The organism is Macrococcus sp. GL_134 (genome assembly GCF_057834705.1).
Window position 1 is genome coordinate 1,662,583 of the sequence record NZ_CM174409.1, and the last position, 21,090, is coordinate 1,683,672.

Genomic DNA, 21,090 nt, shown 5'->3' on the forward strand with positions numbered 1-21,090 from the left:
ATACTGCAACAGCTGTATTATTTTTGCACTTTTAAGATTATAATGTAACTAATCTTACGAAAATAGAGGGCCATCACCATGAAATTCTCACAGTTTCCTTCCAATGTTAAACTTCGTATTTTCTGCGGTTTCTTTGACCATGCGGCGAGTATGAGTGTCATGCCTTTTATGGTGCTGTATATCGCTGACGAACTCGGCAAAGCAACGTCTGGTATTTTACTCTCCATCAATGTCATCTTCGGTTTACTATGCAACCTGCTCGGCGGTTACTTGGCTGACCGCTTCAGCAGAAAAGGTCAGCTGCTGGCAGGTCAGATGATTTTTGCGGTCATTATGATTCTGATGGCAATCTTCATCCATCCCGCAGTCAATATGCCATGGGTGGTTGCGCTACTGTTCATGCTGACTGCTATCAGCAATGCAATGGTCTTCCCGGCACTTGAAGCTTTAATCATTGATTCAACGACTGAAGTGATGCGTAAATCAGTCTACGTGACGACATACTGGACCAACAACTTAGCGACTGCCGTCGGTACAGCAATCGGTGGTCTGTTCTATAAGGACCATCGATTGTTATTGTTTATATTGATCATCATCATTATGCTCATCAATACGCTCATCTTCAAGAAATATTTAATTGATCCGACAACCGACCGCACGCCGCGAGCAGTGACAACCCATTGGATGCGGGATCTGCTCAGCAACTATAAAGTAGCCATGAAAGATACACGGTTCGTTGTGTTTACGATGGCAGCGGTCTTCATTTTCTCAGCAGAATTTGCACTGACGAACTATATCGGTGTGAGACTTCACGATGAATTTAAGCAGATTAATCTATTCGGCATCCATGTCGACGGCGTGCGGATGATGAGTATCATGCTTATCGAAAACACTATTCTCGTAGTCACGATTACATTCCTTGTCGCCAAAGTCACTGAAAAGCGCAATCAAGTCGCTGTTCTGATGCTCGGCACATTGATGTATACAGGCGGATACGGTCTTGCTCATCATTTAACGACATGGTATCTGCTCGTACTTGTTATTTTCATCGCTACAGTCGGTGAACTCATGCAGACACCGATTATCTCTGTTTTTCAGGCAAAGCTGATGCCGGAGGACAAGCGGGCCAGCTATATCGCCTTTGGTTCGCTCGGCCACAGCGGTGCCGGTCTTGTGGCAAGCTCCGGCTTGATCATCGGTACAGTACTGAACAGCATGATGATGTCTCTTTACGTCATCGGTCTCGGCTTGATCGGTATGCTGTTACTTTATCTTTCCATTCACTCAACTATTTTCAAACAGCAGATTCCATCATAAAAATGACTGCGAGAAACCCTGATATAATTGGGTTTCTCGCAGTCTTTCTTTATGTAGAGGAATCGAGTGAATGAATAAAAATAGATGGATCATAACGAATCCACTTGAAATTGCGAACATACGTTCTTATAATAGAGGTACATCCACGAAAGAAGTGATGTTATGATCCATCCGATTTATGGCGAGACCGACTATCGCAACATTGAACGGAGCAAGCTCAATCCTCATATCCCGCATGGACGCGGCATGATTAAATGGGCCCCCTTTGCCACCATGCCTGAGCAATATAGGGGTATCAAGAAGCAGATTGAGCAGCAGCACAAGATTGAACGTCCTGTCCTCAGTGACGACCGTCTGGAAGACATCAACCTCACTTTAAGGGAAGCCATGCACAGTCAGCAGTCGATGTTCGTTGAATTCTATCATGATGGTTACATCAAGACTTTGACAATGTCTGTCGAAAAAGTAGATCCATGGGCCATGCTGATTATCGGAATCAACCTCGACAATCAGCAGATGTGTTTTGTTTCTTTTATTGATGTCATCAATCTCTCGCTCCAGTAGCAGTCCAAAAAGAACCCGAACAGCATCAGCATTCCATTCGGGTTCTTTTTTGAGGATATAATCCTCTTCTATCATTTAATTTACTATTCTGTTGGGGGTAAGAATCCATGTATTAATTGATAGAATGGGTGTTGTTAATCATCATATTAAAAGATTCTTCCAGTATATTCATCCGTATATAGCGCAAAAATAATCAGATAGTAATATCTTCTTCAATAATACCGAGCTTCAATCCTTTGATGACTGCGCCGACTCTCGACTCCACTTCCAGCTTACGAATCAGGCTGGACACTTGATACTCAACAGTCCTTTTACTGACGAACAGTGTCTCACTGATTTCTTTGTTAGTCATGTCCTGTGCAACGAGTGCCAGTATCTCTCGTTCACGGACGGTCAATATCTGCTGTTCCAATGTCATTTCTGTCCAGAGATTGCGATTGAAATAATATACTTTTCGCAGAGAATCAATCAAATAGTCCGCACTTTCCCCTTTTGAAATAAATCCAGCCGCTCCGCTATCATGTGCTCTCGTCTTGTATTCTTCAATATCGTATGAAGTCAGTATAACGAAGCGGGTGCTGTCATATTTATCGACCAGTCGTTTTAAGTCAGTCAATACATTCATACCTTTGATTTTAGCTTCACATAATACAATATCCGGTGATATCGTTTCAATATAATATCCTAGATGATTGATTTCAGAGAATACTTTGACGACAGTCATATCTGTTTCAGCTGACAAGAGGTGCGCCATTCCCTGACCTACCATTTCATGTTCATCCAGTATTATCATTTTGATGGTGATCACCTACTTTACGAAATTATTGATGTTGGATATACATGGTTTTCATCATCATACCTCAAAATTCAGACAAGTTCGACAACTTTTTAAATTTATATGACAGCATGCTTTACAGAGCGAAGAAATTCTATAGAAATAATCCAATGATTAGATGATGCACTGTTAATAGTGTTTACAAGATCGTGGAAAATTAAACAGCACGTTAATCGTTTTAAGATAGTATGACGGTTATAACATTGCTGTGAATGAATTGTAATGATGTAGAGCGGGGCATTGTTTTGTGTCATAATATGGTTATTCAAATGAAACGGAGGACGCTATGAATTTTTCAGCACTTATTGCATTGACGGCCATCTTTACAGTACTCCCTATGACAGCATCAGCGCCATTAGTCATCAAACTCATCGATGAAGACCAGCAACCTTTGAAAAGGCAGCAGTTTGAGCTTGTCGATCAAGCAGGCCATATCAAGTCGTTCAAAACACTTGATGATGGAATGTTCATCATGCAGCAGCCGACTGACAATTACGCTATTATCAATGATGACACTGAAGTCGCTTTGACGACAGATATTAACGAAATTCAGTTCCATCCAGAAGAAACGACTGAAGTTGAAGACGCTTCAGCTGATGAATCGCCTGCTCTTCAAGTAACCATTCACGCCTTGCTTTCAGATTTAACAGTCGCATCCAATATGCCGCTTCAGCTGATGAAAGACAACGAAGTGATTGATGAAGTAATAACTGATGACAGCGGCACAGCATCATTCCATAACGTTGAAGCTGGCAGTTATACCATCTCATATAATCATCAAACGGTAGCTGTCGAAGCAGGTGAGGAAAAATATTTCATCATGACAACAGATGATTCCGCTGAACCTCAGAGCATAACGACAGACGAACAGCCAGTACAGCGTGCAGTACAGCAGCATTCAAATGACATACGGCGGAATTCAAATAAAGTGCAGCAGAGAGATCGTGTCAGCGCTATCCTCTCAGATCAACCTGAAGACCGTCAGACAAAGAGCACTGCACGGCCCCAGCTGCCAGTCACTAAAGAAAAGCCTGCAAAAACGAACAGCCAAGAGAGCAAAGTAACGCAGCAGCTGCCAGCCACTCAGCCGGTCACTAAAGAAAAGCCTGCAAAAACCGAAAGCAAAGTAACGCGGCAGCTGCCTGCCACTCGGCCAGTCACTAAAGAAAAGCCTGCAAAAACGAACAGCCAAGAGAGCAAAGTAATGCCCCAGCTGCCAGTTGACCCACCCAGCATCAAGCCGTACTCCCCTGTTCCACGTGATGACAACAATCAGCCGAACAACGATGCAGCTACAAATCACTCATCGACGACACGCGATACGATGACGGATGACAAAATTCATGAAGTACCAGAGTCTTCAGCTGACAGCACACCTGCTAAGACTTCAAGCCGTCCCGCTGATAACACTCAACAGACCAGTCATGAGTCTCTACCTGCTACAGGCGAACAGCCGATGGCATTGAATTTAGCAGGCTATATATTATTACTGATGGGAACTCTCCTGCTGCAGCCGCGACTCAACAAAAGAAACAGCCGATGATCGGCTGTTTTCTTTTGTCTACCGCACTATAACTGTGAAATCTTCCATGGTCTGCCCGACCAGCTTACACCCGTCAGCTGCTCACAAAATAATGAATTCAATGTCTCACTATAATCACCGAGAATATAAATCTTCTCAGCTGTCAGCTCCGAAAAACGGTGGAGCCGCCTATTGATTTCTTTAAATCCAATCGTTGTTCCAACAGCCACAAAAGCATCAGGATAATGTCTTATAATACGGTTAGAATATTTATTGAATGAACTGGACTGATCATTCCAGCAGACGATATCAAGTACAGTGCCGCCCTCACCAGTAAAACCACCCAGCTGTTCCCATGCTTCCTTAATCTTCATAGCCATCATATAACCTTCATCTGTTTTCGGACAGCCTATCACAATATCTTCAATACACGGATGAGTCAAGCGCATCAACTCAATCAATTGTTCAACTGCTTTCTCTTCCCCTAAAGATACTTCAGACCATATCGCTGACAAATGTCCGCCCCCTAGAAAAGAATGTCACAAAAAAGAACTCACCACTATGGCAAGTTCTAGACGTTTTCTGATTCAATTTTAGCAACGATATCTTGTGTACGACGTTCGATGTCTTCAAAATCAGCTTTAAAGCGCATGAACAGAACAGCTGCGCCACCTGTGACAATAAGTGCTAATAAAAATACGATGAAAAATAATCCTTTGAGTACGTTTTTCATTTTCATTTCACCTCTTATTTTTGTATATAGTTATTCTAACATACAAAATTAGAGTAAAGAAATGTTTTATCTATACTGACATGCTATAATAAATTTTACTCAATTAAACCATACAGAAGGAACGTGAACATCTTGGCACATGTCAATTTATTAGCAGCATGGCAACATCAGGATATTGAAACCATCAAGAAAATCCTCTCACCTGACTTGGATGCAACTTTCATATTACCGACTGGTGAAGAGAAAGTATACACTTATGATCACATCATCAAAGTGTTTGAAGAACTTTTTGAACAGCAGCAAGAATGGGAATTTGATGTAATCTATAAAACGGAACGCGGTTCAGATAGTGTTGTTATCATTCGCATATTTAGGGAAGACGGCAATTATAACTTAATCGAGGATTCATCACTGGCGATACTGACATTCAAAACAATCAATGGTGAACGTAAGATGGTTCGTATGCATATGGAAATGGGTATCACAGGAGCTTAAAGGAGTGAGCGCTTTGCTCGGAATTTCTTCACCGATTATTCAAGCACCAATGGCCGGCGGGATTATCAGTCCTTCATTTGTAGCAGAAGTGTCGAATAATGGCTGCCTCGGTTCTATCGCTGCAGGTGGTCTTTCAATTAATGAGCTGGCAAATCAAATTAAAGAAGTAAAGTCTCTTACTGATTGTCCTTTTGCTGTCAATATCTTTGCACATCATCGTGTGGATGATTTATCATATGATATTACAATCATTAATAATGAACTTAATAATGTGAGACGGATGTTGAATATTCCTGAAATAACTAACATTCACTTGATTGAAGAACCATCAATCAACGACTATATTGAGTTATGTATTAAAATGAATGTTCCTGTCGTCAGTTTTACATTTGGCTGCCCCGATAAAACAGTAATCAAGAAATTGAAAGAAGCTGGTATTAAAACAATCGGGACAGCAACTAATGTTAATGAAGCGCTTATCATTGAAGAACGGGGAATCGAACTTGTGACTGCACAGGGATATGAAGCGGGAGGACATTACGGCGGATTTCTTAAACAGTCTTCTATCGGATTAATGAGTCTTATTCCTCAAATAGCTGATGCCGTAGCCATTCCCATCATTGCAGCAGGAGGTATTGCAGATCGCCGGGGAATCCAGGCAGCTCAGGCACTCGGTGCTCATTATGTCCAGATAGGAACACGTTTCCTCAATACCTATGAAAGTTCAGCTCATCCACTTCATAAAAAAGCGATTAATGAAGCTGATGAAACTGCTGCTGTCGTGACGACTTCTTTCACTGGAAAACCTGCACGAGGAATCAGTAATGAGATGATGATCCGCTTAGCAGATCATTCGGTTCCTCCCTACCCTATCATGAATCAATTGACAGCTGATATAAGAGCTGCGGCAAAGTTGCAATACAATGCTGAATTTATGAGCAATTGGTCAGGCCAGAATATACGCGGATCTAAAACAGTTTCTTTAAAGACAATTTTAACTGAATTAACTATTCCTTCAGCTGAATCTTAATGATTCAGCTTTTTTTGTTCAATTATCTGCATGAATTATTAACAATTTAAAAGTGTTAAATCATGTTAATGATTCAGTGTTATCAATATTCATTTAGCTAAAATAAGCATAATAATCATATTAAATATATAAAATTAGCATATAAAAGCCGTAATGTTAAAAAAATGACAGTCTATCTTTGCGTTATATACTGATGTCAAAATTTTTAGAATATTTATAATGAGAATTAGCATTAAAAATTACTTAAGGAGTGTCTATATGTCGAAAAAATTCATCGTACCTGCAGTATTATCAACAGCTTTACTGGCTTCATTAGTTCCTACAAACGACTCTTTTGCCAAATCAGATGGTTCAAAAGCACTATCAAAGCTTGAGAAAGTACAGAGCAAACAGGATGCTAAAAATACACTCAAAAACTTACCTGGTTCAAAAGAAGTCAAGAAAAACTATAAACAGTATGAAGTCGTATCAGTACAGCAGGATGATCTAGGCTTCACACACTATACATTAAAACCGAAAGTAAATGGCAAAGCCGGATTGAACACAGAAGTGAAAGTCCACGTCAACAAAGAAGGACAAGTCGTTTTCGTCAACGGTGACCTGAATCAGGAGAAGCTGGCACCGACTAATACTCAACAGATTTCAGCTGAAGAGGCAGTTAACAAAGCTTATGCAGCAGCTGGCATTACAAAAGATGAAGTGAAAAACCAGGATCGCAAAGTGGTTAAAAAAGCTGATTTAGTTGTGAATGCTGAAGTAAACAAATTAGTCTATGATGTTCAACTCATCTACTTAACACCGGAACCAGCTAACTGGAAAGTACAGATTGACGCTGAAACAGGCGAAGTGGTTAAAAAGCAGAATGCCCTAACTGATGTTGGCGCAACAACAGGTACTGGAACAGGTACAAATGGCGCTACTAAAACATTAAACTTATATGAAGAAAGCGGCAGATACTATTTATCTGATGTCACTCATACCGGTAAGATTCAAACATATGATGCCAAAAATACAACGTCAAGATACTCTCTCGTCTACGATATAGATAAGAGTTTCACATCAACAACACAGCGTGCAGCAGTCGATGCCCATTACTATGCAGATCAGGTGTATGACTATTATCAATCAGTTCATAACCGCGATTCATACGATAACCAGGGCGCACCGATTTACTCTATCGTCCATTACGGCAGAAATTACAACAACGCATTCTGGAATGGTGAATCGATGGTTTATGGAGACGGAGATGGTGTCACATTCTCTCCACTATCAGGAGCAAATGATGTGATTGCACATGAATTGACACATGCAGTGACTGAAAAAACAGCAGGACTGGTCTATGAGAATCAGCCTGGTGCTTTGAATGAATCATTCTCTGATGTCTTCGGTTACTTCGTCGATCCTGACTTCTTAATGGGTGAAGATGTCTATACGCCTAATAAGAGCGGCGACGCACTGCGCAGTATGTCTAACCCTGAAGCTTATGGTCAGCCCGCTCATATGAATAATTACAAATACTTACCGAATACAAGTGCCGGCGACTGGGGCGGGGTTCATACAAACAGTGGTATCCCGAACAAAGCGTTCTACAATACGGTCACTCAACTTGGAAAATCTAAATCAGAAAAAATCTACTACAGAGCGCTGACATACTACTTAACACCAAATGCATCATTCGCTGATGCGAGAGCTGCGTTAGTAAGATCAGCAACTGATTTATATGGTTCAACAGATGCGGCAACAGTATCTGCAGCATGGAGCCAAGTAGGCGTCTACTAATCACATCTACTCCCCTTTTTAGTCAAAGGGGAGTTTTTTTTCGTTATGATCCATAAAAAAACCCCTCCTTCACAGGAGGGATTAACTATTTAATGTAACTCTAAGATATTCAAGAAAGTCTTCCTTATAAACTACATTCAGCTGAAACGGTTCATTCAATCGAATCTGCTTTGTCAGAGCACGCTCCGGATAGCGGTCCGCAACGTCAAGCGTTGTATAAGGCAATTTCTCCTGCGCCTTCATCGAGCGGATGTTTCTCAATTTAACACCGAACAGCACTGCCTCCAGTGCTAACTGCGTAAAAGCAGTTGTCAACATCTCATCTTTAGCCCGGCGGTTATAGCCCTCTCCCCAGCGTTCTGGATAAATCCACGTACCCATTGTCGCAATGCGGTCCACCCGGTCAATGTCCTTCAATGTAATGATACCGATGAACTGGTCATCATCATCTAGAATATATCTCGAATACTGCGTGCAGTCATTGTCATCAATCATATTCAGAACAAATCGTGTGGTTCCTTCTCTATCGATCATATGCGTGTCCATGCCGAGGATATCATGAATCTCCGGTCGACTTGTTCCAGCCATAATGGCGTCGATGTAGCTCAAGTCGTGTTTGATTAATCGCATAGCTGTCCCCTTATTCTGATGTTTATTTTACATTAGTAAAAAACATAGAAAAGGTCAATACAATTCTATTAATTACGCATATACGGCCTGTTTTTCTGCGTTCATATCAGCTGTTCGATATCGATGGTCAGACCCACTGTAATACGTCACTTCACAATCTTTCCAGTCTTCTTTTACTTTGTCAATACGCGCAATATGCCATGGGTTATAGAACATCTGTCCTGATTTATTGAAACAGTAATCATCATCAATCATATAACTTGCATGGACGATAACACCATCACGTACAAATACAATTACATCGCCTTTTGCAGGCTGGGCGACTTGATGATAATCATTACGCTCCAGCATATCTGTGAACATCTGGTCGTGAATCCATTCGCTCAGTATAGATGCTTCATCAGTCACACCATATAACGCAGCCGCAAAGCAGTTGCCGCCATGTTCATCAGGAAAACGACCATGAAGACGAGTAAAGCGTTCCGGCAGTCCGGTCACATCGATCGTTTCTATCGGTTCATCGTAAAAACTGATCACTTTCTGCTGCTGGGACTCAGATAATCGGGACCAGTAGTTCTGTGTAATTAAAATGTTGCCGAGCAGCATACAGGAACCTGTCCGCTTCTGTTCATTGAACACAAGCTGCTGTTGATCTCTTGGCAGTGATTCGTACCAGCCCGGCTGAGCGGCAATCACATAGTCATAATCTGAAATCCGCCACGTTCTATGGCAGTTGCTCACATGGAAATTTTTGTAGATGGCATGCCCTCGAAACTCATCTTTAGGACAGACCACCGTCGTCTTTAATTCATCTTTCAGTAACTCGTACGTTGAACCGTCGATAAAGAATAAATCTTTCTCTTGTTCCAACGTTCTCATACTATCACTCCTCACCGTCTACCCTAGTAAAAATTAAAAGTGAAGTCAACCGAAGGGGGCTGTAAATGTCAAAAGACCCTGATGATTCGCTTTAATGTCGATGCAATCAATATAACGCCGAGCAGCAGCACATAGGATTTATGCTTCATTATGTCACCTCAATTCTCAGTATAGCAAAAGCCCGCTTACCCATAACAAATGCCCAGTTATGTTAGACTGAATAAAACTGTTAAAAGGTGTGATAGTGTGCAGAACGTAAAAAGTATCATTACAGAATTCCGCGGCAATCATTATGATTTCGGCTATTCTCAAGGAGAATGGATGAAAGGAACATTAATGATGAAGAACCGTGAACGCGAATGGCGCATTAGACGCCCGCGATTTGATATCGATATTGAGGAAACAAAGCGTGTATTCAACGAATTCGCCCCGCAAATATGGAACGAGCTGACGGGGCTACAAGATTCTCTTGATATGGGGCTGGAACAAGTGCTGCAGAACTTTGGGGGCTACAGAGTTTACGCAAAAGATTCAGGCTGCTCTGTCTTCACTGCTGAAGATTTCCTCGTGCGTAACTATGACTACCACCCGGCGACTTATGACGGCCGGCTGACATTCTTCCAGCCGAATGACGGCGGATATGCAACGATGGCGCCCGTATCACGAGTGACCGGCCGGATGGACGGCATTAACGAACACGGTTTGACGATGGGCTATAACTTCATGCACCGCAAAAAACCAGGAGACGGCTTTGTCTGTTATATGATCGGCCGGCTGATTCTTGAAACGTGCAGAGATGTCGATGAAGCAGTCACACTCTTAAAAGCTATCCCGCACCGCTCAAGCTTCTCCTATATTCTTCTCGACAAAAAAGGCATCACTCAAATTGTTGAAGTGACACCGCGTGATATTAATATAAGAGAACACCATTACTGTACGAATCATTTTGAAGTATTAACTCATGAAAACAGAAAAGTACTGACCGACTCCAAAGAACGGATGCAGGCCATGACAGCGCAAGTCAACAGCGGCCTGACCGCTAAACAAGCATTCACTGCAATGAACAACACAACTGCTGGTATTTTCAGCGACAAATATTCCAGCTGGAGCGGTACTATTCATACAAGCTGCTATTTCCCGAAACAACTCACTGCATGGATAGCACTCGGCGGCGATGCCGAACCTGTTGTACTTGATTTCGGTAAGTGGCTGCAAGGTGTTCCACTGCCGGTCACCGAAATTACCGGACAGATTGACACTGAATTGACATTTGCAAGCGAATAAACTATCTCTAAACATTTGAACTGACGCGGAAATGAGTAATTCCGCGTCAGTTCATGCGTTCAATAATACTATAAGGTCTGTTGGCTACAATATCCATCGGTATATACTCCAGCTTCTGTGATTGCAGCACTCGCTCCTTGAAATGCGTGCGTTTCACATAGCGATCAATCGTTTCTTCTGATGTATCATAAAATCCGACATCTTTCGTTTCTTCAGTTGCGTCAGTCAGCTCTCCGCCTAGGATTTTTCCGTGGAAAACAAACGCCACTACTCCGTTTGAAATATTCTGCGAGACATAGACGAGACCCACAATTTCAACATCCAGCCCTGTCTCTTCCCTCGCCTCTCGGATGGCGCATTCTTTCAGACTTTCGCCGTAGTCCACAACACCACCAGGAAGTTCCAAAGTGTCACTCCTATGCAGACTGCGGACGAGCAGTGTTTCACCTTTGTCATTCTGTGCAAAGACACTGGCGGATACACTGTATAACGGCTGAAAATATTCGCCGGTCGGCTCCATATGTGTTTCCTTCTTCGAGATAATCCACTTATCATTTGCCAGTTTCTCTGCCACGCTGTTCTTGTAATGAGAAGTCTGTTTTCTCAAATCAAAGAACTGCTGATAATGTGCCTTATCATGAAATGCCCATATTTCAGTGATCAACGTACAATCTTCATCTACCCATCTACCTCTAAGTTTTGCCCCAAGCTCAATATAACTGCGGAAGACATGTTCATGAAAAAAACGATTCACCGATTCAAATCCATCTGGAATAATTTTAACTTCTGTTTTCACTTCATACATAATCCCACGCCCAATCTTATGGTCTTACTTTCATTATAGAAAAGATTGGCAATGATTGCATGTCTCAACCGCTGACTACACATTGAGAATGATCAAATATCATTATAACAACTAGTATTATCAGTATAAATTGTAACGTCTATTCAAGCAGTTCATTTTATTATCACGATATCAATGCCTATAATATTGGTAGAGGGGGAATCCACATGAAAACATTATTGAATACACCTTTTACATATCACACGCTTGAACTAAAAAATAGAACCGTTATGGCACCGATGTGTCAATATTCGGTCGTTAAAGAAGATGGTACACCAAATGACTGGCACTTTGTCCATTATACGTCACGCGCAGTCGGCCAGACGGGGCTGATCATCGTCGAGATGACCAATGTAGAACCGGACGGCAGAATTACAGCCAACTGCCTGGGACTATGGGATGATGCGCAAATACCAGCTTACAAACGCATCGTAGATTCCATTCATGCACAAGGCGCTAAAGCAGCCATTCAGATTGCCCATGCAGGTCGTAAGGCAACACATATCGAAACGCCGGTCAGTTCATCGGAAATGCCGGTTGAAGTACTGACAGAATTCGGTGAAATGCGCTATCCAAGAGCACTGTCGACCGATGAAGTAAAAGCGATGGTCGACAAATTCAAACAGGCTGCCCGCCGTGCGGTCGAAGCAGGATTCGATGCTATTGAAATTCACGGGGCACATGGCTATTTGATTCACCAGTTCCATTCACCGGGCATCAATAAACGGGATGATGACTACGGCAAAGACTTATCACTGTTTGGTGTCGAGGTCATCAAAGCTGTGAAGTCAGTCATGCCTGAAAATATGCCGCTCATATTCAGAATATCGGCCCGTGAGTATATGGATGGCGGCTATTCACTGGAACATGCGCTTAAGCTCGGTAAGAAGTACCAGGAAGCAGGTGTCGATATATTCGACATCTCATCAGGCGGTGAAGCACCCGCCGGCAAAGAAAAACCCGGCAATTATCCAGGCTATCAAGTGCCTTTTGCCAAGCGTTTCAAAGAAGAATTGAATGTGCCGGTCATCGCTGTCGGCATACTCGAATCTCCGGAAGTCGCTGAAATGGTACTGAAAAACGGCGACGCAGATTTAATCGCTATCGGTCGCGGCCTGCTGGACGATCCTTACTGGCCGATACATGCAGTGAAAGCACTGCGAGACGATATCATTGTACCGAAACAATATGAACGAGGGATTAGATAAAAGTGACATACAAAAATATCTTATTCGACTTAGACGGTACACTGACTGACCCGAAGCTCGGCATTACAAATTCTATTATCTTCTCGTTGAATAAGTTAAAGATAGAAGCACCGGATAATGATGACCTTGTGCACTTCATCGGCCCGCCGCTCAGCGAGAGCTATGAATCGACTTACCAGTTGACCGGTGACAGGAATCATCTGGCCATCGATTATTACCGGGAATATTTTTCGGATAAAGGGCTCTATGAGAACAAAGTATATGAAGGAATCGAAGAGCTGCTAAAAACGTTGACAGCAGAGGGACGTCGACTGTTCGTTGCGACGAGCAAACCTGTCACTTTCGCTGAACAGATCATTGATTATTTTCATCTCGGCAGTTACTTTGAGGCGATTGCCGGAAGTGAGCTCGATGGTACGAGAGCTCAAAAGCACGAAGTCATCAGTCATGTCATGCAGCACTATGACCTGAATGCTGAAGACTGCGTCATGATTGGAGACAGAAAACATGATTTAATCGGCGCACGTCGTAATGATATGGATGCAATCGGTGTGCTGTATGGCTATGGGTCATTAGTCGAACTGGAAGACGAAAAGCCGAGTAAGATCGTTGAATCTGTCCAGGAACTGAGCGATTATTTAAAAGATCATTAAGCTGCACTAAACCAGGACCATCAACAGTCCTGGTTTTTAGTTTGTGAATATGTCAGAAGAATTATCTATTCATCTTTATTATGCTTAATAACTGTTGTACCCTTGTTATCAGCGATTTCCTCAGCGCGTTCCACCGCTTCTTTTTTCGTATCATACGTACTGCTTGCACGTTTCGCACCAGTAGTTTTTACTTTCCACTGATCATCTTCAAAATATACTTCAACACTTTCATCCATCAGCTCAGGATTAGCTGACTGATCTTTATCATGTTTTGAAATCTTTTTGTTCTTCAGTTCTTTTAATTCATCATCAGTCGCATCTTTGTACCACTTTTCGGCCTGGCTCGTTGCAATAGGAATGACGTCATCTTCTTTGTAACCATTAGTCAGCATTGCATTGCCAATATCGATTGCTTTTTTCCGCTCAAGTTCATCAAGGTTCTTCCAGCTATTTGGATAATCCTGTGTCGTCCACATTCATTTTCTCCCCTTTCAATGATAATTTTATATACCACATTTTCCAGAATTTATTCATTTTATATAGATAATACGTTTAAACCGCTGTTAAATAGGCTAGAGTACTAATAAATATACACAAGGAGGAAATGATTATGAAATTTAAAATATTAAGTCTGTTGCTGACAGCAGGCCTTGCACTTGCAGCATGTGACGCAGATAACAGTAATGATAAAGCGACGAGTCCTGATGACAAGAACAAATCTGAGGTGGATTCTTCTGAAGCAAATCAATCTGATGATGTGAAAGAAGATGAAGATTCAAATACTACAACGAACAGTGACTCAAACGATGAGGACGATGCTGATGACGCTGAAGAAGATGATGAGCAGGCATCTTCAGCTACAGGAAATGAAGATGACCAACCTATCGCTGTAGACGATATTACAGCAACACCTGATGATATCATCAAAGTCCTTGAAAGTGATGGTAAAACAGGTGAGCTGACAAGCATTAACTTCGAGAAAGAAAACGGCGAATGGGTTTATAAAATCAGCCAGAACGAAGATGATAAAGACATGGAATATACGTATTCAATGAAAGACAAAAAATTATTGAATACGGAAGAAGAGATGATTGACAAAGAGGATCAGACATTCGATTACGATGAAATTGTGTCATTTGACGAAGCACTAAAGAAGGCACAGGACAAAACAAGTGACAGCGCACAGGTGAAAGAATGGTCTCTTGAAACTGAAGACGGCATTACGGTTTATAACATTGAAATGATTGATGATAATATGGAAAAAACAGTGACTGTCGATCCATTCGAAGGTACTGCCAACTTAAAAGGTGAATAATAAAATCCGGATGTCCTGAGACATCCGGATTTGTTTGTTAAATGACCCAGTTACCATTACGGAATACTGGTTCTGATGTGCCGTCAGCTTTAATCCCATCGATGGATAGATCAGGCCCACCGATCATAAAATCGACGTGGATAATCGATGAATTCATCCCTTTTTCAAGCAGTTCTTCTTTTGACAATGCTTTACCGTTATCAATGGCGTTCGGGAATGAACGGCCAAGCGCAACGTGGCAGGAAGCATTTTCATCGTACAGCGTATTATAGAATAATACTTTGGAGTTTGAAATCGGTGAATCGTCAGGAACTAAAGCAATTTCACCGAGACGTCTTGCACCTTCATCATTGTCCAGCATATTTTTCAGCACTTCATAGCCTTGTCCTGCCTCAAAGTCAGTGACAACACCGTCTTTGAAAGTCAATTTGAAATCATCGATAATCGCGCTGTTATAGCTCAGCGGTCTCGTATTGCCGATCACCCCGTTGACACGGCGGAAATCAGGAGATGTAAATACTTCTTCTGTCGGCATGTTGACTTGAATCTCGACACCATCAGCATTGACAGCACTAGCACCCAGCCAGACGTGCCCTTGATTCAGTCCTATTTCAACATCTGTTCTATCTGATTGATAGTGCAGTTTGTCATAGGCTTTTTCAGTGAGCAGCTTCGCTCTTGCGTTTAATTTCTCATTGTGAAGTCTCCATGCTTCCACTGGCTCTTCCTGATCTACCCGTACCGCTTTGATCATCTCATCTAATAATTTAAGTCGCGCTTCTTCCCCTTTTAAATCAGGGAATACAAGTTCCGCCCATGCAACGTTCGGAAAAGCAACGATGCTCCAAGTGAAATCAAAACGCCCGACTGCACGTGCATAGTCACGGTTTGCCTCGCCCAGTGCTTTAGCTGAAGCAGCAATTTTAGCGGGGTCTGCATTTTTCAACAGTTCCGGTGTCTGAGAATAGATCTTCAAGTTGGCAATGCGTTCAGCAACATAAGCATTCGTTTCATCGATACGGTACTGTTCCACTGTTTCAAATACTTCCATCGGTGCGTGTTCATATTTCATCTGCGTAGACGGACCATCTGATAATTTCTGGATGACCTCTCTTGCTCCTGCTTCGTATGAGGCACGTGTTAATTCCCGCACAAAGTCAATCGCATCGATATCTGCATTTAATACAACACGCTGTCCTGGTTGTACGTTTAATCCAACTTTAACAACGAGCTCTGCATATTTTTTCACTGTTTCTTCGTAATTCATCGTCTCACTCCTTATAAGTATTAATTCTATTATATCGGAAAACGAAATAAATTTGGAGAAAAAAAGAGACCAGTGCGCACTGGTCTCAGAAGGAGTCTTGCTGTATGAAAAATTAGCTGTCTTCAGCTTATCAATGAGTGGACAGAAATACATCAGTATTTACCGCAAAATTTATAAAAATCAGATTATTTTGAGAGCATCCATGACACTGCTATAATATGTTTGACTGTTAAAGGAGGAATTTACATGACCACGTTAAAAACTTATTTTGAGAACGGACTGACAACAGAAGCATACATCGATCATATGCAGGTAAACAAAGAAGACATGCAGGCTATTTATGATCAGTTCGAACTTCCTGAAGATGAACGGTTGTCTCAAATTAAAGATAAGCATTTGAAAGCCATTGTCATCACTGAAGATTGGTGCGGCGATGCCATGATGAACATCCCTGTTCTATTGAAAATCGCTGAACAGATAGCAATGGATGTCCGTTTCGTGCTGCGCGATGAAAATCTTGACTTAATGGATCAATATTTGACGAACGGCACTGCGCGTTCAATTCCAATCTTCGTCTTCCTTGATGAAGACCATCATCAAACTGCTGTCTGGGGACCACGTGCACAGAAAGTACAGGATTTAGTCACCGAACTACGCAGCGACCTGCCTGACAAAGAAGATCCGACGTTCGAGGAGAAAAGCAAAGAAAAACATCAAGTGATTCATGAAACATATAAAAATTCTCCGGAACTATGGCAGGAAGTCTATCAGTCAATCATCGAACGACTGACTCATGCATAATTTAACTGAGCTGTGAATCATACTTCGAACAATGACACCCGCTTCAAAAGTTAATATAAAGAAATCAAATAATGAACGCCTTTTTTGTAACAAAGGCGTTCATTATTTTTTCCAATACATTAAGTTGCCATCTTCATGGGTTACTGTAAAGCCTAACTTCCCGAGTACGCGTTGCGAGGCGATGTTTGATTTCAGACATTCCGCTTTGAATATAACAGGGGCATGCTGCACGAGCTCATTCAGCAATGCGCCTACACTTTCAGTGGCATAACCCTGACTGCGATAATCTTCTTGAAAGAAGTAGCCTACCTCGACGGTATCATGCTGTCGTTTTAAAGCGATGTCTCCGATATAGGTTCGGTCTTTCAGCTGAACCATCCACATCTCCCAATCTGCTAATGTAGGATCGATGGACAGCTTGGCCACACGATTCAGCAATCGCTGATGTGCCGTGTAATCTGCCGTCATTTCATTAATCCACGGCTGTTCCAGCGGTCGAATACACAATCTATCGGTCACCATATGACGAGTTCCGGCAGCTGATTAACCAGCAGGCAGATGACGCCGATAATAGCCGCCGTCCATACAACTGGAAGTGCCTGCATTAAATGTTTCTGTGAAGCGCCTTGATTAAAGACAAATATTGTCTGCACACCGAGCGGCATAATCAGCCCGATGGCAAGAAGAAAAGCATGCGTCATCGCTTGCAGCATAGTAACCTCCGTCAAATAAAATCCATAATTACAACCTTTGTTATTCAAACAGCTTGATTGAATTTAAATGCTCTCCTTCTACTTTCAGAAAGCTGAACAGCTGACTGCGATGATGACTTAAATGTGCCAGAATCATAAGCAGCCATTCAATCTGACTATATGTCGTCCCCCAGTAGCTCGTAGACCTTGCATCCAGATCTTCCTGTTCCAGGTCTTTATAAGCATCTTCCAGAATACTGAAACTCAAATCCATCCGCGCCTCGAGCATCTCTACAGTGGTCAGTTCTTTCTCCCAGTAGAAGTAAAACTGGCTGATTTCTTCAGCTGTCGCACCTTGTGCTAACTTGTAATCTGCGTCAGGTATCAGCACGAGGTGATGCAGCAGCTGAAGACAAGTGCGTCCGCCTGGATAAATCTCCTGTTCCATCGAAAAGAAACTGACACAGTGAATCAGTTCTTTAATGCTCTCGACTTGAAGTTTGAGCTGGCTGAATATAGGATTCAGTGATTGCTGCATGTCATCCCTCTTTTCCGACAAGTGTTAAATGACGCGTTGCTCTAGAGGCAGTCGTATAGAGCAGATACTTATCTTTGACTTGGTCGTACGCGTCGTAATCGATAATATAGACATGGGAAAACTCAAAGCCTTTGGACATATAGTTCGGCATGATGAGCTTACCTTTTGTAAATGTATACTGGTCATGTGTCAAAAGTGTCACATCTGACTGATCGATGGCGGTATGAACCTCAGCTGCGTGCGCTGCATCTCTCGTGATAATAGCAACACTTTCTGACTCGAGTGTCTTCAGTTCGTCCTTAAATGCATCAAATGACATTTGCCGTACTGCGTCACCTGTGACACCGAGCGATTCGGTAGTGTCATTGCCGATCAACTGCTTAGTGAACTCTGTAATCTGAACGGTTGAACGATATGACTTGACGAGTTCAATTGCTTTCAGATGATCAAGAGTATTGACCGGTATCGGGTGGACCATCTGATGTTTGTCACCGAGCATCGTCTTCCGTGCATTCGGAAAAACAGCTGAAATACAGGCGAGCTGCACCGGGCTGTAATCCTGGACTTCATCAATAATCAAGTGCTGAATCTTCGGTTCTTTGTGCAGTCCTTTAATCTTAATGTTGAGGTACAGCAGCGGTGCGATATCCTCATAGTTCAGCGTCTTCTGTTGCAATGATTCCATCGTCCGCTGACGCGTCGCACTGTCCAGTTGTTTCAATACATCCAAGTAAATCCGCTCGACATTCACAAACTGCAGTTGCGTGATATAACGTTTAAGCGCTTTGAACTGCTTCGTCTTCTCGCGTTTTGCCTGACGTTCCAGTTCTTTGTCCGTACCGATATATGTATGGACTTTTTTCAGTGCTTTCGTCCGTTCTTTAATGGCACGGTCAAGGGCATCCTGATAGCGCGGCAGCAGCTGTACTTGAATTTTCTTCAGCCGAGTGTCAATAGGAGATGTTCTGAACTTATCATAGAACCACGTGTTCAGTTCCTCTGTCGTAACAAAGGGTTCCTCCTTAATCCGCACGGTTCTGAATTTCAATTGCCGTTCTGCAAGAAGCGTCAGCGTCTCATCAAGTGCATCGAGCAGGCGCTGTGACGATTTCAAAGTAAAATCATGCTGTTCTTCAACTGATGCCTGCCTCATCCGTTCGATATGTGCGAACAATGCCTCAAAACTATTTCTAGTTCCGAGTTTATCGTTGAGACGATAGAACGTTGTTGCATTAATAGTTGCCTCACCGAGCTCCGGCAGCACTTCTCCGATGTAATCACCGAACATTTCGTTCGGTGTGATGAACAGCATATTCTCCGCCGACATTTTATGGCGATGTAAATACAGCAAATAAGCGATGCGCTGCATGGCAATGGACGTCTTGCCGCTTCCTGGCGGACCAAGGACAAGCATATCTTTGGCAGACGTCTGTCTGATGATTTCATTTTGATCCTGCTGAATGGTGGACACGATAGATTTCATTCTATCTTTCGCTGTGTCAACGAGCAGATGCTGGAGGGCGTCGTCACCGATATAGAGTTCCGAGTCGAAGACGTCAAGCAGTGTCCCGTCTTCAATTACGAGTTGAATTCGTTCATTCACATCGACTGTTCTTGGACCGACGTCAGGAACATCATAAGTCACTGCGCCAAGATGGTTGGCATAATATGTACTTGCAACAGGCGTCCGCCAGTCATAGATAATCAGATCATTGGTGGATGGGTCTTTCAGGCTGTTAAGTCCGATGTACAGTTTTTCTTGCCCCACTTCAGCGTCAGTAAGAGTCACCGCTCCGAAGTACGGACGCTCTTTCATTTTACCGAGACTATCCGCCACATCCTGGCGGTTGACCTGCAGCTCTTCCTGCATTTTTAACGATGGTAATACTTGTGAATATTCAATTTGTGTATCATCAGAAATTTCTGAACCGAGTTCAGCAAGCGCAAACCGTCGCTCTTCAATCAGTTCACCGGTAGTCCGTGACAACTCACCAGTCAGTTCGTCATGAATGACATCAATCAGACTGATCACACCTTTAAGATGCAGCGTTTCTTTATCTTTTGAAACCATAACATTCTCCTTTGCAATACTACTATTTTAGCGGATTCATGCTTAATTAACAGCTATTTTGACCGGAGCACGCGTGATAGATGCGCACGTGCAGGCTTATGTATCAACAGTTGTTTGAATTCACGCGGCGTTAGATAAGATAATCTGATGTGGAAGTAATTGATATATTCGAGCCACATGAACCCATAGATCAATACAAGCAGCCCCACACTTGATGATGCAACAGGCAGATTGATGATGATGAGTATTGTTGCACCGATCATCAGACTCACAATCAAAAGGTGCAGCATCTTGAAATAATTCTTCTGCTTGTCCGTCAATATAAGTTTACGTTGATGTTTGACGTGTTCAAGCATAATAGACCAGAAGTAGCTGCCTGTCGCTAACGTGATGCAGATCGCACTAAAGGGAACAAAGAACATCGGGTCTATTAAATACACGCGCGCTTCTTCATCAATGACAGCAATCATTATCCATAACATCGCGAATCCTATCGCTGAAGCTCCTTCCCCTATTTTAAGTTGCTCGATTTCCTTCAATAACGACGATCTCATAACGGCTCTCCTCTTATATGATGTGTCTATATCATTGTTTATGATGCAATGATCTATGTTGCGTTAAGGGCCAACTCAT

Annotated in this window: 24 protein-coding genes; 11 read left to right on the forward strand and 13 right to left on the reverse strand. The window is 42.5% G+C overall.

Annotation, left to right across the window (positions count from 1 at the left end; genetic code table 11):
- Window positions 1-78: 78 nt before the first annotated feature.
- A complete protein-coding gene (locus AC3IPL_RS08705) occupies window positions 79-1,317 on the forward strand; it encodes an MFS transporter (protein ID WP_489240664.1) in 1,239 nt (412 codons plus the stop codon).
- A 162-nt stretch (window positions 1,318-1,479) separates the two neighbouring features.
- Window positions 1,480-1,881: a YolD-like family protein gene (locus AC3IPL_RS08710; protein ID WP_489240666.1), complete on the forward strand. Its 402-nt coding sequence runs from the start codon at window positions 1,480-1,482 to the stop codon at window positions 1,879-1,881.
- 193 nt (window positions 1,882-2,074) lie between these two features.
- Here the strand turns inward: AC3IPL_RS08710 and AC3IPL_RS08715 are convergent, their stop codons facing one another.
- Complete coding sequence (locus AC3IPL_RS08715; protein WP_489240668.1) at window positions 2,075-2,674, reverse strand: LuxR C-terminal-related transcriptional regulator; 600 nt, start codon at window positions 2,672-2,674, stop codon at window positions 2,075-2,077.
- A 328-nt stretch (window positions 2,675-3,002) separates the two neighbouring features.
- On the opposite strand from AC3IPL_RS08715, the gene AC3IPL_RS08720 reads away from it, so the two are divergent.
- Window positions 3,003-4,259: a hypothetical protein gene (locus AC3IPL_RS08720; protein ID WP_489240669.1), complete on the forward strand. Its 1,257-nt coding sequence runs from the start codon at window positions 3,003-3,005 to the stop codon at window positions 4,257-4,259.
- A gap of 26 nt (window positions 4,260-4,285) precedes the next feature.
- Here AC3IPL_RS08720 and AC3IPL_RS08725 read toward each other — a convergent pair whose 3' ends face one another.
- Both AC3IPL_RS08725 and AC3IPL_RS08730 read right to left on the reverse strand, forming a co-directional pair.
- The gene (locus tag AC3IPL_RS08725; protein WP_489240671.1) at window positions 4,286-4,753 is read right to left on the reverse strand and encodes a hypothetical protein; all 468 of its coding nucleotides are present in this window, start codon (window positions 4,751-4,753) and stop codon (window positions 4,286-4,288) included.
- Between the two features lie 56 nt (window positions 4,754-4,809).
- Entirely contained in the window at window positions 4,810-4,971 is a 162-nt protein-coding gene (locus AC3IPL_RS08730; protein WP_489240673.1) for a hypothetical protein, read from the reverse strand.
- Window positions 4,972-5,094: 123 nt separating this feature from the next.
- Between AC3IPL_RS08730 and AC3IPL_RS08735 the strand changes: the two genes are divergently transcribed.
- The 3 genes from AC3IPL_RS08735 (at window position 5,095) to AC3IPL_RS08745 (ending at window position 8,275) form a co-directional block, all read left to right on the forward strand.
- Complete coding sequence (locus AC3IPL_RS08735) at window positions 5,095-5,466, forward strand: nuclear transport factor 2 family protein (protein ID WP_489240675.1); 372 nt, start codon at window positions 5,095-5,097, stop codon at window positions 5,464-5,466.
- A gap of 4 nt (window positions 5,467-5,470) precedes the next feature.
- Window positions 5,471-6,496, forward strand: coding sequence for an NAD(P)H-dependent flavin oxidoreductase (locus AC3IPL_RS08740; RefSeq protein WP_489240676.1), 1,026 nt, complete (start codon window positions 5,471-5,473; stop codon window positions 6,494-6,496).
- Between the two features lie 258 nt (window positions 6,497-6,754).
- Window positions 6,755-8,275, forward strand: coding sequence for a M4 family metallopeptidase (locus AC3IPL_RS08745; protein ID WP_489240678.1), 1,521 nt, complete (start codon window positions 6,755-6,757; stop codon window positions 8,273-8,275).
- Window positions 8,276-8,356: 81 nt separating this feature from the next.
- Here AC3IPL_RS08745 and AC3IPL_RS08750 read toward each other — a convergent pair whose 3' ends face one another.
- Together AC3IPL_RS08750 and AC3IPL_RS08755 are read right to left on the reverse strand one after the other, a co-directional pair.
- The gene (locus tag AC3IPL_RS08750; RefSeq protein WP_489240680.1) at window positions 8,357-8,905 is read right to left on the reverse strand and encodes a GNAT family N-acetyltransferase; all 549 of its coding nucleotides are present in this window, start codon (window positions 8,903-8,905) and stop codon (window positions 8,357-8,359) included.
- Window positions 8,906-8,977: 72 nt separating this feature from the next.
- Entirely contained in the window at window positions 8,978-9,784 is an 807-nt protein-coding gene (locus AC3IPL_RS08755) for a hypothetical protein (RefSeq protein ID WP_489240682.1), read from the reverse strand.
- A gap of 246 nt (window positions 9,785-10,030) precedes the next feature.
- Between AC3IPL_RS08755 and AC3IPL_RS08760 the strand changes: the two genes are divergently transcribed.
- Window positions 10,031-11,068: a C45 family autoproteolytic acyltransferase/hydrolase gene (locus AC3IPL_RS08760; RefSeq protein ID WP_489240684.1), complete on the forward strand. Its 1,038-nt coding sequence runs from the start codon at window positions 10,031-10,033 to the stop codon at window positions 11,066-11,068.
- 46 nt (window positions 11,069-11,114) lie between these two features.
- Here the strand turns inward: AC3IPL_RS08760 and AC3IPL_RS08765 are convergent, their stop codons facing one another.
- Window positions 11,115-11,873 (reverse strand): NUDIX hydrolase, encoded by a 759-nt coding sequence (locus AC3IPL_RS08765; protein WP_489240686.1) that lies wholly within the window; start codon window positions 11,871-11,873, stop codon window positions 11,115-11,117.
- A 206-nt stretch (window positions 11,874-12,079) separates the two neighbouring features.
- Between AC3IPL_RS08765 and AC3IPL_RS08770 the strand changes: the two genes are divergently transcribed.
- Entirely contained in the window at window positions 12,080-13,120 is a 1,041-nt protein-coding gene (locus AC3IPL_RS08770; protein ID WP_489240688.1) for an NADH:flavin oxidoreductase/NADH oxidase, read from the forward strand.
- Between the two features lie 2 nt (window positions 13,121-13,122).
- Window positions 13,123-13,773: an HAD family hydrolase gene (locus tag AC3IPL_RS08775; protein ID WP_489240690.1), complete on the forward strand. Its 651-nt coding sequence runs from the start codon at window positions 13,123-13,125 to the stop codon at window positions 13,771-13,773.
- A gap of 65 nt (window positions 13,774-13,838) precedes the next feature.
- Here the strand turns inward: AC3IPL_RS08775 and AC3IPL_RS08780 are convergent, their stop codons facing one another.
- Window positions 13,839-14,249 carry a DUF2188 domain-containing protein gene (locus tag AC3IPL_RS08780; protein ID WP_489240692.1) on the reverse strand — a complete coding sequence of 137 codons (411 nt, stop codon included), beginning with the start codon at window positions 14,247-14,249 and terminating at the stop codon, window positions 13,839-13,841.
- Window positions 14,250-14,383: 134 nt separating this feature from the next.
- Between AC3IPL_RS08780 and AC3IPL_RS08785 the strand changes: the two genes are divergently transcribed.
- Window positions 14,384-15,088, forward strand: a complete 705-nt coding sequence (locus AC3IPL_RS08785; protein WP_489240693.1) for a PepSY domain-containing protein — start codon at window positions 14,384-14,386, stop codon at window positions 15,086-15,088.
- Between the two features lie 37 nt (window positions 15,089-15,125).
- On the opposite strand, the gene AC3IPL_RS08790 is transcribed toward AC3IPL_RS08785, so the two are convergent.
- The gene (locus AC3IPL_RS08790) at window positions 15,126-16,355 is read right to left on the reverse strand and encodes an aminopeptidase (protein WP_489240695.1); all 1,230 of its coding nucleotides are present in this window, start codon (window positions 16,353-16,355) and stop codon (window positions 15,126-15,128) included.
- 246 nt (window positions 16,356-16,601) lie between these two features.
- On the opposite strand from AC3IPL_RS08790, the gene AC3IPL_RS08795 reads away from it, so the two are divergent.
- On the forward strand, window positions 16,602-17,156 hold the full coding sequence (locus AC3IPL_RS08795) for a thioredoxin family protein (RefSeq protein ID WP_489240697.1): 555 nt from the start codon (window positions 16,602-16,604) through the stop codon (window positions 17,154-17,156).
- A gap of 102 nt (window positions 17,157-17,258) precedes the next feature.
- On the opposite strand, the gene AC3IPL_RS08800 is transcribed toward AC3IPL_RS08795, so the two are convergent.
- From AC3IPL_RS08800 to AC3IPL_RS08820, 5 genes are read right to left on the reverse strand one after another with little or no spacing between them, the layout of a single operon-like run.
- Window positions 17,259-17,663, reverse strand: a complete 405-nt coding sequence (locus tag AC3IPL_RS08800; protein ID WP_489240699.1) for a GNAT family N-acetyltransferase — start codon at window positions 17,661-17,663, stop codon at window positions 17,259-17,261.
- 8 nt (window positions 17,664-17,671) lie between these two features.
- Window positions 17,672-17,869 carry a hypothetical protein gene (locus AC3IPL_RS08805; RefSeq protein WP_489240701.1) on the reverse strand — a complete coding sequence of 66 codons (198 nt, stop codon included), beginning with the start codon at window positions 17,867-17,869 and terminating at the stop codon, window positions 17,672-17,674.
- 40 nt (window positions 17,870-17,909) lie between these two features.
- On the reverse strand, window positions 17,910-18,386 hold the full coding sequence (locus tag AC3IPL_RS08810) for a DinB family protein (RefSeq protein ID WP_489240703.1): 477 nt from the start codon (window positions 18,384-18,386) through the stop codon (window positions 17,910-17,912).
- Window position 18,387: 1 nt separating this feature from the next.
- Complete coding sequence (locus tag AC3IPL_RS08815; protein WP_489240705.1) at window positions 18,388-20,457, reverse strand: HelD family protein; 2,070 nt, start codon at window positions 20,455-20,457, stop codon at window positions 18,388-18,390.
- 53 nt (window positions 20,458-20,510) lie between these two features.
- Entirely contained in the window at window positions 20,511-21,011 is a 501-nt protein-coding gene (locus tag AC3IPL_RS08820; RefSeq protein WP_489240707.1) for a hypothetical protein, read from the reverse strand.
- Window positions 21,012-21,090 lie beyond the last annotated feature (79 nt).